At 46.7% G+C, this 15,669-nt stretch carries 14 protein-coding genes; 5 read left to right on the top strand and 9 right to left on the bottom strand.

Annotated features, from left to right (window positions below; genetic code table 11):
- Nucleotides 1–74: 74 nt before the first annotated feature.
- The 8 genes from KNP91_RS11655 to zapA all read right to left on the bottom strand — a co-directional run bounded on the left by KNP91_RS11655 (nt 75) and on the right by zapA (nt 8,980).
- Entirely contained in the window at nt 75–653 is a 579-nt protein-coding gene (locus tag KNP91_RS11655) for a fatty acid metabolism transcriptional regulator FadR (protein WP_214763401.1), read from the bottom strand.
- 71 nt (nt 654–724) lie between these two features.
- On the bottom strand, nt 725–2,398 hold the full coding sequence (locus KNP91_RS11650; RefSeq protein ID WP_214850170.1) for an AMP-binding protein: 1,674 nt from the start codon (nt 2,396–2,398) through the stop codon (nt 725–727).
- Nucleotides 2,399–2,567: 169 nt separating this feature from the next.
- Entirely contained in the window at nt 2,568–3,461 is an 894-nt protein-coding gene (locus tag KNP91_RS11645) for a YitT family protein (RefSeq protein ID WP_114595280.1), read from the bottom strand.
- A 184-nt stretch (nt 3,462–3,645) separates the two neighbouring features.
- Nucleotides 3,646–4,053, bottom strand: a complete 408-nt coding sequence (locus KNP91_RS11640; RefSeq protein ID WP_012371039.1) for a DUF350 domain-containing protein — start codon at nt 4,051–4,053, stop codon at nt 3,646–3,648.
- Nucleotides 4,054–4,064: 11 nt separating this feature from the next.
- Nucleotides 4,065–6,431, bottom strand: coding sequence for an endonuclease MutS2 (locus KNP91_RS11635; protein WP_214763397.1), 2,367 nt, complete (start codon nt 6,429–6,431; stop codon nt 4,065–4,067).
- A complete protein-coding gene (polX, locus tag KNP91_RS11630; protein ID WP_214850167.1) occupies nt 6,432–8,147 on the bottom strand; it encodes a DNA polymerase/3'-5' exonuclease PolX in 1,716 nt (571 codons plus the stop codon). It lies immediately after the preceding gene.
- A 45-nt stretch (nt 8,148–8,192) separates the two neighbouring features.
- On the bottom strand, nt 8,193–8,741 hold the full coding sequence (locus tag KNP91_RS11625) for a CvpA family protein (RefSeq protein WP_214763391.1): 549 nt from the start codon (nt 8,739–8,741) through the stop codon (nt 8,193–8,195).
- Between the two features lie 2 nt (nt 8,742–8,743).
- Complete coding sequence (zapA, locus tag KNP91_RS11620; RefSeq protein WP_012371043.1) at nt 8,744–8,980, bottom strand: cell division protein ZapA; 237 nt, start codon at nt 8,978–8,980, stop codon at nt 8,744–8,746.
- 119 nt (nt 8,981–9,099) lie between these two features.
- On the opposite strand from zapA, the gene rnhC reads away from it, so the two are divergent.
- Nucleotides 9,100–10,020: a ribonuclease HIII gene (gene rnhC / locus KNP91_RS11615; protein WP_214850165.1), complete on the top strand. Its 921-nt coding sequence runs from the start codon at nt 9,100–9,102 to the stop codon at nt 10,018–10,020.
- An 18-nt stretch (nt 10,021–10,038) separates the two neighbouring features.
- Here the strand turns inward: rnhC and KNP91_RS11610 are convergent, their stop codons facing one another.
- The gene (locus KNP91_RS11610; RefSeq protein WP_214850164.1) at nt 10,039–11,508 is read right to left on the bottom strand and encodes a UDP-N-acetylmuramoyl-L-alanyl-D-glutamate--2,6-diaminopimelate ligase; all 1,470 of its coding nucleotides are present in this window, start codon (nt 11,506–11,508) and stop codon (nt 10,039–10,041) included.
- A 276-nt stretch (nt 11,509–11,784) separates the two neighbouring features.
- On the opposite strand from KNP91_RS11610, the gene KNP91_RS11605 reads away from it, so the two are divergent.
- The 4 genes from KNP91_RS11605 (at nt 11,785) to KNP91_RS11590 (ending at nt 15,521) form a co-directional block, all read left to right on the top strand.
- A complete protein-coding gene (locus KNP91_RS11605; RefSeq protein ID WP_012371046.1) occupies nt 11,785–12,447 on the top strand; it encodes a response regulator transcription factor in 663 nt (220 codons plus the stop codon).
- A complete protein-coding gene (locus tag KNP91_RS11600; RefSeq protein WP_214850163.1) occupies nt 12,431–13,834 on the top strand; it encodes a HAMP domain-containing sensor histidine kinase in 1,404 nt (467 codons plus the stop codon). Before KNP91_RS11605 ends, KNP91_RS11600 begins: the two co-directional genes overlap by 17 nt.
- Before the next feature lie 68 nt (nt 13,835–13,902).
- Nucleotides 13,903–14,340 carry a MarR family winged helix-turn-helix transcriptional regulator gene (locus KNP91_RS11595; RefSeq protein ID WP_012371048.1) on the top strand — a complete coding sequence of 146 codons (438 nt, stop codon included), beginning with the start codon at nt 13,903–13,905 and terminating at the stop codon, nt 14,338–14,340.
- Complete coding sequence (locus tag KNP91_RS11590; protein WP_214763386.1) at nt 14,337–15,521, top strand: MFS transporter; 1,185 nt, start codon at nt 14,337–14,339, stop codon at nt 15,519–15,521. Before KNP91_RS11595 ends, KNP91_RS11590 begins: the two co-directional genes overlap by 4 nt.
- Nucleotides 15,522–15,669 lie beyond the last annotated feature (148 nt).

Raw genomic sequence — 15,669 nt, 5'->3', positions numbered from 1 at the left:
TCCCCCTCGTATCAACTTCTATTGACCACCATCATTTTTGTATCCGCTTACAAAAAGTTTTTCATGAAAAGGGCTTAACTCAGCCCTTTAATTAGCATGCGATGAATACCGTGACGTGTCTCGAGCAACTCGTATTTAAATCCGCTCGCCATCCAGCTGGTCACGACTTCGTCAATCGTTCCGAATACCATTTGCCGCGCCAAACGATAATCCAGCTCGTTTGAGAACTCTCCCGATTCCATCCCGTTTCGAATCACACGATCAATCAGATGGAGATACGGTTTTAAAACCGTTGCGATATTATGCCGCATCTCTTGATTCGATTGGCGTAACTCGATTTGCGTGACGACGGCCAAATCATAATCAACCGATAACTGTTCAAGGTGCGCTTCGATGAGCCCTGCCAGTTGTTGTGTCGCTGACTGATGATGTGCGATCTGTGCTTCCGAATACTCGATGAAACTGCCCATCTTGGCTTGGAACAAAGAAATTAATAAGTGCTCCTTGTTCTTAAAGTAAAGATAAATCGTTCCATCCGCTACGCCTGCTTCTTTTGCGATAGCTGTCACTTTGGCACCGTGGTAGCCGTTTTTCGCAATCACCTTTACTGCCGCATCAATGATGCGATCACTCTTAGACATCGTTCTTTTCATAAGGCTATCTCCTAACACATAAAATGAATGATGGTTCATTCATATTTATTCTAACATGTCATTTTGAGCTGTCAACTGCTTTCTTCCAGTTGTTTTGTCCGTTCTTCCTCGACTAAGACACGACGCAGGATTTTCCCGACAAACGTTTTCGGCAACTCTTGTCTGAACTCATATTGTTTCGGCACTTTGAATGATGCTAAACTTTTCCGGCAAAACTGATCCAGTTCCTCTTCCGTCGTCTGCACGTCATCTTTCAGAACGATGAAGGCTTTGACGGTTTCACCCCGGTAAGCATCCGGTACACCGATGACGACCGCTTCTTTGACCGCCGGATGTTCGTACAAAATCTCTTCGACTTCCCGTGGATAGATATTGAATCCTGATGCGATAATTAAATCTTTTTTCCGATCGACAATCCGGAAATAATGATCCTCGCCGACATATCCAAGATCTCCCGTATGCAACCATCCGTCACGCAGAACAGCCTGTGTATCTTCAGGACGTTTCCAATATCCTTTCATAACTTGCGGGCCACGGACAAGAATCTCTCCGATCTCTCCAGGTGCAGCAGGCGTCTCTCCGTCCGGTTGAACGATTTTAGCGATTGTATCCGGAACCGGAATTCCGACTGTTCCGGGAACACGTTTATCCCAGATACAGTTCGTATGCGTCACGGGACTTGTTTCCGACAAGCCGTACCCTTCGACGATCCGTCCGCCTGTCACCTGTTCAAACTTCTCTTGTACTTCGACCGGAAGCGGTGCTGATCCGGAAATACATGCTTCGATCGAGGATAAATCATATTTCTTTAGTTTCGGATGATTTAACAGTCCGACATACATCGTCGGAGCGCCGGGAAACAGACTCGGTTTTTCTTTATCAATCGTCTTCAGGACCTGTTCCAAGTCGAATTTCGGCAAAATGATTTGTTCGTACGCATTGAACATACCGAAGTTCAGGTTACACGTCATTCCGTAGACATGGAAGTATGGGACGACTGCCAACAATTTCCGCCCGTCTCCCCGAGAATATTTATAGAACCAATGACTGATCTGCTCGACATTGGCACTGAGATTAAAGTGCGTCAACATAACACCTTTAGGCGCACCGGTCGTTCCACCTGTATATTGTAACACTGCGATATCTTCTTTTGGGTTGATGTTCACCGGTTCAATCATCGTACTTCCGCGATGAGACAGAAACGGAATGGATCCCGTCGTATCAATGATGATGTTATTGTCTTTACGGGACTTGATCGGATACAGTTTATTTTTAGGAAATGAAAGGTAGTCAGCAATGCTTGTCGTGACAACGGTTTTTAAAGACGTCTTTGCTTTGACACGCGATGCTTTCGGATACAGCAAATCGAGTGTGACGAGCATCTTCGCCCCTGAATCGTCCAAAATCTGTTCCAGTTCGCGGTCGGTATACAACGGATTGACCTGAACGACGATTCCACCAGCGTACAACACCGCGTAGTAACTGATCATATACTGTGGACAGTTCGGCAACATCAAACCGATCCGGTCGCCCTTCTCAAGACCGGCATCCTGCAGGACTTTTGCAAAGCTCCGCGCTTCATGGCGCACTTCCTGGAACGTCATTCGTTTCCCGAGAAAACTAAGCGCTCTCCGCTCCGGAAATTCATTTGCCGCCTCCTCGAGTGCTTGATAAAGCGGTACTTCACAATAGTTGATCGATGCAGGTACTTGTTCCGGATAATCCTTTAACCATGCTGAATCCATTCCATTCCCTCCCTGTAACTGAATTACTATTCATTTTTATTATACGTGTATTTCAGCTAACACGGCTAGTCTTCTATTAAAATAAATTTCATTTTTTCCAAATAATAGATATTTGAAACTCATCAAAAAGACCACTTGCGCTGTTTCACAAGTGGTCTTTTGAATCGGTTTAACGGGATGGATAGGTAAACCCTTCCCCGATGACTTCCCGTACTTTATGAATGACGACAAAGGCACGCGGATCCGCCGCTTCGACGATTTGTTTCAATGGCGCGAGCTGGCGCTTGTCGACAATCATATATAACATATCGTTTTTCTGTTTTGTGAAATGACCGTGGCTGTGGATGACGGTCGCACTGCGTCCGAGTGTTTCGGTCAAAATCGTCGCGATTTCTTCCTGGCGGTGACTGATGATCGTCACGGCTTCACGGACATTCAATCCTTCGCTGACCAAATCAATTAAATACGAACCAATGATGATTGCAATCAGCGTATAAAGCATCGTTTCTTCTCCAAACAAAAATCCGGAGGCTCCGACGACTGTCACGTCGATGATGAACATCGACACGGCAATCCCTAAGTTTAGGTATTTGTTCATTAACCGGGCGATGATGACACCACCGCCGGTCGTCCCGCCTGCCCGGATGACAAGACCGATTCCAAGACCGATCAAGATTCCGGCATACACCGTCCCGATCAGCCGGCTGTCGGAGCTCGTCGCGAGCGACGCTGTCGACGACAGGACAAAGGATGTCGTTGCGACGGAAATGACGGAATAGATCATCGTTTTCCGACTTAAGAAACGGTAACCGACGACAAACAACAGTGCATTGGCAATTAACGAGACTAAGCCGGTATCCCATCCGTACAGGTAGTAGAAGATGACCGTAATCCCGATCAATCCTCCTTCTGACAAATCATTCGGAATCGTAAAGTAGTTGATGCCGAACGCCAAGATAGCTGAGCCGATGATCACCCAAAAAATATCTTTCCAGGAAATCAGTTGCATCGCTTCAAAGGCGCGGCGCCGTATTTCATTGGTATTGGTTTTTTTGACGTTCATAGTCGTCTCCTCCTTCATTTTTTTGTGTCCTGCCAATAAAAATTCCGTACTGAATCGATCTCAGTACGGAATAATCACTTAGCAGAGCCAGTTCTTTTAATTCATAAAAACCCACAGCAGACCGACGACCAAAAAGGCAATCGATACGCCAAACATGATTTTCGCTAATCGTTCTAACACCTGTTCACCCCACTAACGCTGAACCGATCACATAAGACATCCCGATCGATAACGAACAGGAGATGATGCCGACAGCGATATTTCCTTTTTCGATCTCCCGGTCGACCGGAAGATTCGGAGTTAAGAATTCAAAAATCCAATAGGTCGAAATCAACAGTAAAAATCCGAAGGCACTTTCTAAAAAAATCGCCCCGACACGCTGTTCACTTTGGACGGCAAAATGGACGATATTTGCCAAACCGATGATTTTCCCGCCGGTCGCGAGAGCAACAGCAATGTTTCCACTCTTGATATGTTCCCAGTTCCGGTACCGGGTTGTCAACTCAAAAAGTGCCAACCCCATGATGATTAACAGTCCCGCAACCGAATATAAAGCTGTCGTGTAGACATAGACGTTTTCAAAAATATTCACCTAACCGCGCCTCATTTCAATTCGATGATTGTCACACCATGTCCACCTTCACCCTGACCGCCTAAGCGATGGGTTTTGACATGACGGTTTCCACGAAGGTATTCTTGTACTCCTTGACGCATCGCTCCTGTTCCAAGACCATGGATGACACGAATCTGTTCGTAGTTGGACAGCAGTGCCTGATCCATGAACCGATCGAGTTTTGCCAGTCCTTCCTCGACCCGGACACCGCGTAAATCCAACTCGGCTGAAGCAGCAGACTGCTTCGTGATACTTGTTCCGCCAGATCGTTTTTTGGTTTTCGAAGCCGATTTGACTTCCCCGACCTTGGCTAAATCACTCGGCTTGACGTTTACTTTCATGATTCCGACCTGTACTGTATATTCACCATTTGAATTTTGATTGATGATATATCCTTTTTGGTTAAAGGTCGTTACTTTTACTTCTTCGCCTTTGGCAAAGACCGGAGCCTGATTGGTTTTTGCTTTGACCTTGGCAATCCGTTGATCTTGTAACGAAGGTTTCGCTTGCTCGAGCTGTTTCCGGGCTTCAATCAGTTCGTGCTCTTTGACAGCTCCCGCGTCCCGTAATTCTTTCAGGCGCTTAATGACAGCTTCTGCTTCTTTTTGTGCCCGTTCGACGGCACGCGTTGCTTTTTCTTCTGCTTTGGCGAGAATTTCATTTTTCTCTTGATGAATCTCCGCCTGTTCCCGCTCGAACTCTTCCCGTTCTTCCACCAATCGTTGTTGTTCCTGCAGCAATTCCCGTTCCAAGGATTCAGCACGTTGTTTCGCTTCTTCCAGCCGTCCGATCATCGTTTCAACGGACTGCGCATCCGTTCCAACTTGATCACGGGCCGCATCGATGACACGGTCCTCTAGCCCAAGCCGTTTCGAAATTTCAAAGGCATTGGAACGTCCAGGTACACCAATCAGTAACCGGTACGTTGGACTAAGCGACTCGACATCAAACTCCATCGAGGCGTTCACGACACCTTCCCGGTTGTAACCGTATGCTTTCAGCTCCGAATAGTGAGTCGTCGCAGCGACACGCGCCCCGCGTCGTTTCACTTCATCCAAGATGGCAATCGCAAGCGCCGCCCCTTCTGTCGGATCCGTTCCCGCACCGAGTTCATCAAACAGGACAAGACTCATGAAATCAATTTTCCCCATCATTGAAACGATGTTCGTCATATGAGAACTAAACGTCGACAAGTTTTGTTCAATGGACTGTTCATCTCCGATGTCGGCATAAATCGCATCAAAGACACTCAACTCCGTCTCGTCCGCTGCCGGAACGTATAAACCGGATTGAACCATCAATTGCAGTAGTCCAATCGTTTTCAACGTGACGGTTTTCCCGCCGGTGTTCGGTCCGGTGATGACGAGTGAGGTGAATTCCCCGCCAAGCGACACGGTAATCGGAACGACCTCATCATCCGGAATGAACGGATGACGCGCTTCTTTCAGGACGATGTGGCGATTTTCATTTAAACGTGGTTCGACGGCACGAATCGTGTGTCCGTATAACGCTTTTGCCATGATGAAATCGAGCTCCGCCAGGACGTCGACGTTGATGCGAAGCGAATCGCCGACTGAGCCGACAAGCGCTGAAAGTTGAGCTAAAATCCGTTCGATTTCTGCCCGCTCTTTGAGGCGTGCTTCCTGGATTTCATTGTTGGCCGCAACGACGGCTTGCGGTTCGATGAACAGTGTCGCACCGGATGCCGATTGGTCATGGACGATTCCGCCAAAGGCTTGACGGTACTCCTGCTTGACCGGCACACAGTAACGGTCATTTCGCATCGTGACGATGGCATCGGACAACATCTTCGACTTACTGCGTAAGACGCCGTCGATTTTCGACCGGACTTGACCTTCGAGTGAGCGAAGCTGACTCCGTAAAGCCCGAAGTTTGTCGCTTGCCGAGTCTTGAACCGTTCCCTGGTCATCAATCGCATGACGAATACCCTGTTCGATTTCCACCAGCTTTGTAATCTGCTCAATCCGGCTGTCAAGCGCCGGTAAGCGGAGATCCGGATGATCTTCATGCAGACGTTCCTGGAAAGCCTTGACTTGACGTCCGGAATAGACGACGTCTGCCACTGCAAGTAACTCACTGGTTGAGAGGACAGATCCGATTTCCGCCCGCTTGACTTCACTGCGGACATCCGTCAGTCCGCCAAATGGATAACGGTCGCGCAATCGGTAAACGGTCGTCGCTTCTGTCGTCAAAGCGAGTAACGCTTTCACCTGCTCAAAATCTTCCGCCGGCTCCATTTTCCGCACGAACTGAGCCCCCAGTGAACTGGCGGTTTGTTTGGCGAGTAGTTCTTTTAATTTATCGTATTCTAATACACGTAGTGCATTGGCATTCATTTACTTCACTCCTAAACGTTTTCGGTCAAAAAAGGCACGTGCTTCTTTGGCAGTCCACGTATTGATGACATCAGATGGTTCCAAATATGCTTTACGTGCATGAAGGACCCCAAGTTTCATATCTTCCAACATTTCCGGACGATGGGTATCGGTGTTGATCATCAGTTTGACTCCAGCTGCCTTCGCTTTCGCCAGTGACGAGGCGGTTAAATCAAACCGTCCGGGATTCGCATTCATTTCCAGTGCCGTCCCGGTTTCAGCCGCCAGTTCGACCAGTCGATCGATGTTGACTGCATATCCATCCCGGCGTCCGATAATGCGTCCGGTCGGATGGGCAATCAAAGAGACATACGGATTGCGGCAGGCATTTTCAAGACGTTGCATGATTTCCTCTTCCGTCTGATCAAACTTCGAATGGATCGAAGCGATGACGTAATCCATTTCTTTTAAGAAGTCATCCTCATAATCGAGTGATCCGTCCGGTAGAATATCCATCTCAACACCGCATAAAATCGTCATCTCCGGATGTTTCTTTCGTGCCGCTTCAATTTCGACGCGCTGTTTCCGCAATCGTTCTTCCGTCAATCCATTGACGAACTTCATATATTTACTGTGATCGGTAATGGCCATCCAGGAGTATCCCCGTGCCGCACAGGCATCAACCAGTTCATCAACGGATAACGTACCGTCCGACCACGTTGTATGCATATGGACATCTGCTTGAATGTCCTTTTCCTGAATCAACATATTTAAATCCGCTTCGAACTCCTGACGTCCTACCCGCAGTTCCGGCGGGATGAACGGCAGGTCATAACGGGCAAACAGTTCCTGTTCCGTTTTCGGTTGGAACAGTCCGTCTTTCGTTTCGACTCCGTATTCCGAGATACTTTCACCGCGTTCTTTCGCCAGTTGCCGCATCCGGACATTATGATCTTTTGATCCCGTAAAGTGATGTAACGTCGAAGCAAATGCCAAGTCGTCCACTAATCGGAAATCAACTGCGATGTAAGCATCATCCCGCTTCAAAACGATTGAGACTTTGGTGTCCCCGGCAGCAATGATTTCATCGATTTGTTCAATTTCAAGTAATTGCGCCTTCACTTCTTTTGGATGGTCCGTCGAGATGATGAAATCGAGATCCTTACACGTCTCTTCCGCGCGCCGGAAACTGCCCCCGACTTCAAAACGGATGATTTGATCGATCCCGGCTAACGTCCGCTCCAGCTCACTGACACTCTTTCGCATGACACCGTACGGTAACCGTTCCGGCCGTATCTCAAATGTTTCCAGTGCCTTACTGTATTTTTCCACGGTCTTTTTCCCGAAGCCCGGCATTGCTTCCACTGTACCATCTGCCAGTTTCTCAGCGAAGGAATCTGCATCAATGACACCGACTTCATGCAGTTTCGCGAGTTTCTTTCCACCAAGTCCCGGAATCTTCAGTAAGGCAATCAATCCTTCCGGGACCTGTTGCTCAAGTTCCGTCAATGCGGTACTCGTTCCGGTTTCACGGAATTCCTCAAGGACCGTTGCCGTTCCTTTTCCGATTCCTTTCATCGCTGTAAAGTCTTCGATCGCCATGAAATCAAGTTCCGCTGCTTCGAGCAGACTTGCTGCCTTTCGAAACGCATTGATCTTAAACGGGTTTTCACCTTTTACTTCGAGATAAACTGAAATTCGTTCCAAATGTCGAATCGCATCTTGTGTCGTCCGCATGTTCAATTCTCCCCTCAAAAAAAGCTCCCATTCAACGGGAGCACGTTATTTTATCAAACCGACTTTTTGCATTAACCAATCTGCGAGGACCGGTGTATGTTGAATCATAAATGACGCTAAACTTGAATCTGCAATGGCATCTTGAATGGACTGAACCGGTGCAAAGGCTGCCAGGAACAAAACCAGGAAGATGAAGATATACATCTCGATGAATCCGAAGATACCTCCCAAGAGACCTTTGACCTGCTTGAGAACTGGAATGTTCGTCAGTGAATCAAACATTGCGATGATAATCGATAACACGATTTTCGTCGCAAAAAACAAGACGATGAACCAAAAGGCTTTATAAAATACTTCATCCAAACCAACCGAACTCGGGATGGAGAACATCGTTAAATCAATTCCGGCATCATCCAGCGTTGATGGGTAAGGAATCCATAACTTGAACTTCTCGGCCAACTCATCGTAAAACGACAAAGCGACAATAAACGAGATGATCAGGCTTAATAAATGACCTGCCTGTAACACAACACCCCGACGGACACCCGTCATCGTGCCTAAAGCTAAAAACAGTAAGATAACAAGAGAAATCATGTTTAAAGTTCACCCAAATTCTTTTTGATTTTGACATAGTCACTACCGATATTGAGAGCTGCTAGAACAGCAATTTGTCGCACGTCGAGTTGTGGTGCCTGGTCTCTGATTTCACGAATTTTTGTATCCACGAGGAGACCCACTTCGCGAACATGTTCAGGTGACTCCGTTCCGACAATCGTATAATCATTTCCTGCAATATGAATCGTCGTCCGGTTCAACCCTTCTGAATCAGCCATTTTCCTGTCCTCCTCATACTTTGCTTCTTTCATATAGTACCATCATTTTTGAAATAGGAAAAGAAGTCCACCATCCGACTTAAGGATGGTATGCTTATTTTCGAAAGGGTGATCATGTCATGGGAACAGTCGTTTTAAAGCTAACAAAAGAAAAACAGGAAACCGTCATTTCCAATTTCACGCGTCATCAAGTTTCGCCTCCGCCTTATGCACGATTCGCCGCACGAACGGCCGGATGTATCGTGACCGTCTATAACTCGGGAAAAGTCATGTTTCAAGGACAGGAAGCTGAAACTGTCGCTGTACGTTACGGTTCGCCGATAGCAAAAAAAACCGTTTCTCCGGCAAGCGGCTCTTTACCAGAAGGATTTGCCAACTGGTCGGTCGTCGGCAGTGACGAAGTTGGAAAAGGTGACTTTTTTGGTCCTTTAGTCGTCGTTGCCGCTTACGTTGACAAAACGAAAATCGAACTGGTCCGGGAGCTCGGAGTCCGCGACTCTAAAAACGTCTCCGATCCGGAAATCCGAACGATTGCTCGTGATCTGCATGCTGTGATTCCTTATGAATACCGGATCCTGCACAATCCGGATTACAATCGAATGCAACGGACGATGACACAGGGCAAGATGACCGCCCTGCTTCATAATTCCGCGCTCAATGGATTACTCACTCGACTGGATGAACCGCCGCAAGCCATCCTGATTGATCAATTCGCTGAAAAAGCTGTCTACTACAAACATCTTTCCGGAGAGACGAACCAGGTCAAGGACAACGTCTACTTTTCGACGAAGGCGGAAGGAATCCACGTCGCCGTCGCCGCCGCCTCAATTTTGGCACGGGCCATCTTCTTAAAAGAGATGGATCAGTTGAGCCGCCAGACCGGGACGGAGATCCCGAAAGGTGCCGGTGCAAAAGTCGATCAGGTCGCTGCTTCGCTCTTAATAAGATACGGTCCTGAACGTTTACAGGAATGGACAAAATATCATTTCGCCAATACTAAAAAAGCGGAAGCTTTAGCTAAGAAAAGAAACCGACCATAATGAAAAATGGTCGGTTTTTTACATGGCCGTCTCCTGACCGGATAACCGAATCAGTTCATCGGTTAAAATCTTGACTTCATCGAACGGCACGTGCTCCGTCCCAATCTGTTCGAACCGTTCATGCCCTTTCCCGACAATGACCATCCGCTTCCCGGTCAATGCAACCTTTGCTGCAATCTGGAGTGCTTCTTTTCGCGACTCATGACAGGTGATGATTTTTCGAGGCGGTATCTCTACCAGAAGCTCTTTAATGATTTGTTGCGGCTGTTCCCGCCTCGGATCATGTACCGTCACGATGATTCCCTCGCAATACTGACCGGCAATCCGTCCCATCACCGCTCGTTTGGAACGATCTCGTTCCCCTGCTGCACTCAGCACCATATATAAAGGTTCGCCCGGAACAGACAATGCTTTCAAACACTTCTCCAATCCGTCCGGTGTGTGCGCATAATCAATGTATACTTCGCACCCTTCAAACGGAATCTGTTCCAAACGTCCTTTCGGAAGACGAAGTTCCGGTATATGGCGGATCAGCTGATACATATTAACGTTACCTGCCTGCATCAGTCCGATGGCCGCCGCAAGATTCGCAGCATTGAAATCGCCGAGAAGAAAGACAGAAACTTCCGTCACTGTCCCGTCAATCCGGACACTGACAGTCTCCTCTTTCCACTCCACTGTGATTGGTGCTTCAGACAGCGCTTTTGTTGCGTACCAGATGACAGGCAAGCCTTCTGCCGCTTTTTCCATGACTCGACTCTTCGGATCAGCCTCATTTAGAATGACCGCTTGCCCTCCGCTCGTTGCAACTTGTTTGAACAACAAGGCTTTTGCCTGCGCGTATTCCTCCATCGAGGCATGGTAATCAAGGTGATCGTGTGTCAGGTTCGTAAACGCTGCGGCATGAAACTTTACCCCTTCCACGCGACCTTCCATTAAAGCGTGCGAAGAAACCTCGAGTACACAATCGGTGACCCCCTGCTCGACCATTTGGTATAACAGACGATGCAAAATGATAGCTTCCGGTGTTGTATTCGGTGTATCGATCATTTCTCCGTCAATCATCGCTCCGATTGTGCTGATCATCCCTGCCTTCTGTCCGGCAGCACGAAATAAATCGTATGTCAGTTTGGTCGTCGTCGTTTTCCCGTTCGTACCCGTTATTCCATAAACCTTCAACTTGTGACTCGGATGATCGTAAAATAAATCCGCCACTTTTCCGGCAGCATGTTTTGTATCCTGTAATAGGACGACGGGAACTTCCACTCCGTCGATGGGTTCTTCCGCTAAAATCGCAACGGCTCCGTTTGCAACGGCCTCTTCAGCGTACTGGTGTCCATCAACGGTATAGCCGCGGACACAAATAAACAGACAGCCTTTTGTCACTTCACGCGAGTCTGTTGCGATGCCCGTGATGGAAGGATTTACTTCGCATGTGAGATGAAATGGCGCAATTAATTCGGACAGGTGTTTATCTAAACGATTCATGATGTATGTTCTCTCCTCCTGAGTTTAAACGAACAGCGACAGTATTCTGACGGGCTTTACCGGTGAACTACTCACCACTTATTTGCTTCGCAAATTGAAGTTTCCTTTTGATTCGTTACACTGATTGTATCCAACAATCTCAGTCTTGAAAAACAGGGCGATTCATCTCCCACCTATGCTGGGCTTCGCCCTGAGACGCTTAGAGGTGGGAGAATTCTCGCTAAATTCAGTTAAACTTCAGATAATGATGGTACAACTAAGTATGAGGTGAAAAAAATGACACATATTTTAATTGCGGAAGATGAATTTGATATCCGCGAACTCTTAACTGAACTGCTTGAATCGAGCGGCTATCATGTCACAAGTGCCGCTAACGGAATGGAGGCACTTAAGCTGCATCAGTCAGCGACATTCGATTTGATGATACTGGATATCATGATGCCTTATCTGGACGGTTTTGAAGTCGCGCAACAGGTTCGAAAAACGTCTCAAACGCCGATTATCTTTTTGACCGCTTTACAAGATGAAGACAATCAAGTAAAAGGGTTTGACCTTGGGATCGATGACTATATTGCCAAACCCTTTTCCTTACGCATTTTATTGCGCAGAATCGAAGCCGTCATTCGACGAATCCGGACGAATGACGAAGAACAGCTCTCTTTCCGTGAAATTACCCTATTTCCGGCAAGCTATAACGTTTTAATTTCTGGTAACGCTGTTATTTTGACGTTAAAAGAGTTTCAAATCCTTCATTTATTGTTGGAAAATCCAGGTCGAGTACTGGAACGAGAACAACTGATTCAACAATTATGGGGATTTGACGCTTTTGGGGATACACGTTTTTTAGATACACACATTAAAAACCTTCGCAAAAAAATCAACGTTCCCTACATTCAGACCGTAAAAGGAGTCGGATATAAACTTGAAGCGACTAATTAAACGCCATCGGATAACGTGGAAGTTGTTTTCATTAACGGTTAGTTTGCTGATGATTGCCGTCCTGTCGACTGTCGGCTTTCTATATGCAACATTACCGTCTTATTATCAAAGCTACCGGGAAGATCAGTTTCATACAACGATGTTAACGATCCAACAGACCGCTCAAAAAAAATCCAGTGCCCAATTGATTACGGAGCTCGACCGTCTATCGGATCAAGGAATTCGTTTTTCTCTTTGGACGGAAACCAATCAGTTGTATTATGCACCCGGCTTTGAACGGAGTCCTCTCCGGCAAGCGCGTCCTGTTTCTGACAATGCGCCAAAAGGTATGATTCAAGAATCCTTGACGCTCGACTTGACTGACCAGACTTTGATTTTAGAGGCCAATCAAATGATTCAACCGATTGATGAAGTGAAAAGTGTGATTTTGAATCTTGCCCCCTATATCGTTCTTCCGTTGCTGTTACTTGCTGCATTAGCCGCTTTTTTGTATTCTCGAACCATTTCACGCCCTTTACTGACGATCAATCAAGCTACAAAAGAACTCGCCCACTTGAATTTTTCGATACGGACACACCATACCTCGTCCGATGAATTAGGCGATTTATCAGAAAACATCAATCGTCTGGCAACAAAACTGGAATCGACGATGCAGTCGCTGCATACTTCGAACGAACGCTTGCGTCTCGAATCTGAAAAAGATCGGCAACGTGATGCGGAACGGCGTAATTTATTTTTAGCCATCTCACATGAGCTGAAGACACCGTTAACAATCATAAAAGGACAGGTTGAAGGGATGTCACTCAATCTAGGAGCTTACCGGGATCGCGATTATTATTTGGAACGCGCCGGACAAGTCATTGAAAATATGGAGCGATTGGTTGCAGAACTTCTTGAAGTCGCCCGCGTCGAACAAATAGAAGTCAAAAAACATGATATCTCTCTGCATGAAATCCTACAGCAACAACTACGACCACTTGAGAACCTGATTACGGAGCGTCGACTGGACGTCACAGTAACCGGAAATGATGCTTGGATTCAGAGTGATCCTTCTTTGTTGGGTCGTGCCCTTCATAATGTCCTCATGAACGCCGTCTCTTACACCGCTGTCACGGGAAACATCCAAATTTCGACAGACACAACGGATACAGCTGTCGTCTTGACGATTACCAATGAACCAACCGTTCAAGATACAAGTGAAACCGCAAACTGGTTTGATCCTCTCGTTCGTTCGGAGCAATCCAGAAATCGGATTCATGGCGGGAGCGGTTTGGGTCTGTTCCTCGTTCGTCAAATCATGGACCGGCTCGAAATCATTACTCAAATCAACGGCTCAATCAATCAGGTCACGTTTCAAGCCGTCTTTCCGCTTCCTTCCGAAAAATAACTTGTCATCGTGTTACCGATTCGGTATACTCCTTTAAGTTAACTAGTTAACTTAAAGGAGTTTTTTATATGACCACGTTTCAAGAAGATCTGTTAGGACAGTTATCCAAAGTAGCACGCCTCGCAAAACGTGACATCGATGCGGCGCTTCTGCCTTTTTCGTTGCACACCGGACAATGGGGGTTAATCAAAGCGGTCGCCATTCTCGAACCCGTCTCGCAAGTTGCCTTATCCAAATACTTAGTCATTGAAAAACCCGCCGTCACCAAGACGGTTGCACGTCTTGAAGAGTTAGGCTACATCACGCGAACGGGTTCTGGACGTAAACGTCTGATTACTTTAACGCCTTCCGCCCGTCACGCTTATCGTGAAATCGATCAGGCCGTCCAGTCGGCTCATCATGCATTTCTGCAATCTGTATCATTCGACGATCAAAGCATCATTGCGGCAGTCATGACACAGTTACTCGCAACACACCGTCCAGATGAACAGGAGGATTCACTTTGAAAAACCGTTTATTTCATCGTCATTACGTACTGACTTTATTGATCAATCTGTTGTTATTCATTACGTTTTATTTACTCAATGCTTCACTTCCTTTACTTGCCGCTAAACAATTTGATGTTTCACAGGCTGCACTGGGTTGGGTCGTCACCAGCTTTATTTTAGCAACCGTTTGTTCCCGACCCTTGATTGGTCATTGGCTTGATCGCCACGATGTCAAACGGATGCTGTTGATTTCTGCATCATTGTTTACAATGATGAGTGTTTTGTATCTGTTGGTTCTTCCCTTGAATTCTTTTTTGTATCTCATCATCGTCCGTATTTTTCATGGTTTTAGCTTCGGAATGTTGTCTTCATCCATCAGCTTGGCCGTAACGACACTTATTCCGAAAACCCGTCAAGGTGAAGGGATGGGGTATTTTGTTTTATCCATGAATCTTGCCTCTGTTCTCGGACCGGTCATCGGACTTAGTTTGATTCAGCATGATGCCTTTTTCCTTTATTTCATCACGGTCGCATCGCTCGCATTCGTTTCATTCGTTCTGATGATTCGCTTACCGTTAACGAGTCAACATGTACCGAATACGCGTGTCTTCCGGCTTCATCAATCACTTTTCTTATCCCGTCCGTTATTATTGTTTGCCACTGTTTTAGCCGGTGTCGCCATCTCCAGTACAGCGGCTTTCATTTCATTGTATACGGATTCAATTGGTCACATTTCCTACGCGTCTTACTTTTATGCCCTCGTCGCACTTGGCATGGTAGCAATCCGTCCGCTTGCCGGCAGATGGTTTGACCAAAAAGGACCGGGTTTCGTTTTATTTCCTTCTTTCCTGCTGTATAGTCTAGGTTTTATTCTCTTAGGCGTTTTCCCTTCGTTACCCGGGTTACTTTTGGCTGCACTCATCATCGGAATCGGATCTGCTTCGATTTTCCCCGGACTCCAGACGGTCATGCTGACCTACGCTGCACCACATCAAAAAGGAAAAGCCATTTCTACCTTTTTCTTGGCTTATGACAGCGGATTTGGTCTTGGCGCATTATTACTGTCGGGCCTTGCTGCCAAAATCGGTTACTCGAACATGTTTTTGTTTTGCAGTATCATCGTTCTTACAAGTGGTTTCATCTACTTCATTTTCAATCGTCGAAACGAACCACCGCATGAGCAGGAACTTGCTTCATGATGTTTAGATTTTATCCGGAAAGAAGATCGGTGGTTCACCTCCCACTTTCTTTTCGTTTAGAATCGGCAGTCCTCTCACCTAATTGGGGTAGATACAAAAAAGCACCGGCTGCCTTCCTGTTCTGTCAAGAACAAGAAGATGGCCGGTG

Source organism: Exiguobacterium sp. s138, assembly GCF_018618775.1.
Classification (GTDB): domain Bacteria; phylum Bacillota; class Bacilli; order Exiguobacteriales; family Exiguobacteriaceae; genus Exiguobacterium_A; species Exiguobacterium_A artemiae.
Note: the sequence above shows the minus strand (reverse complement) of the source record. Positions and strands in the feature narration are given on the sequence as shown.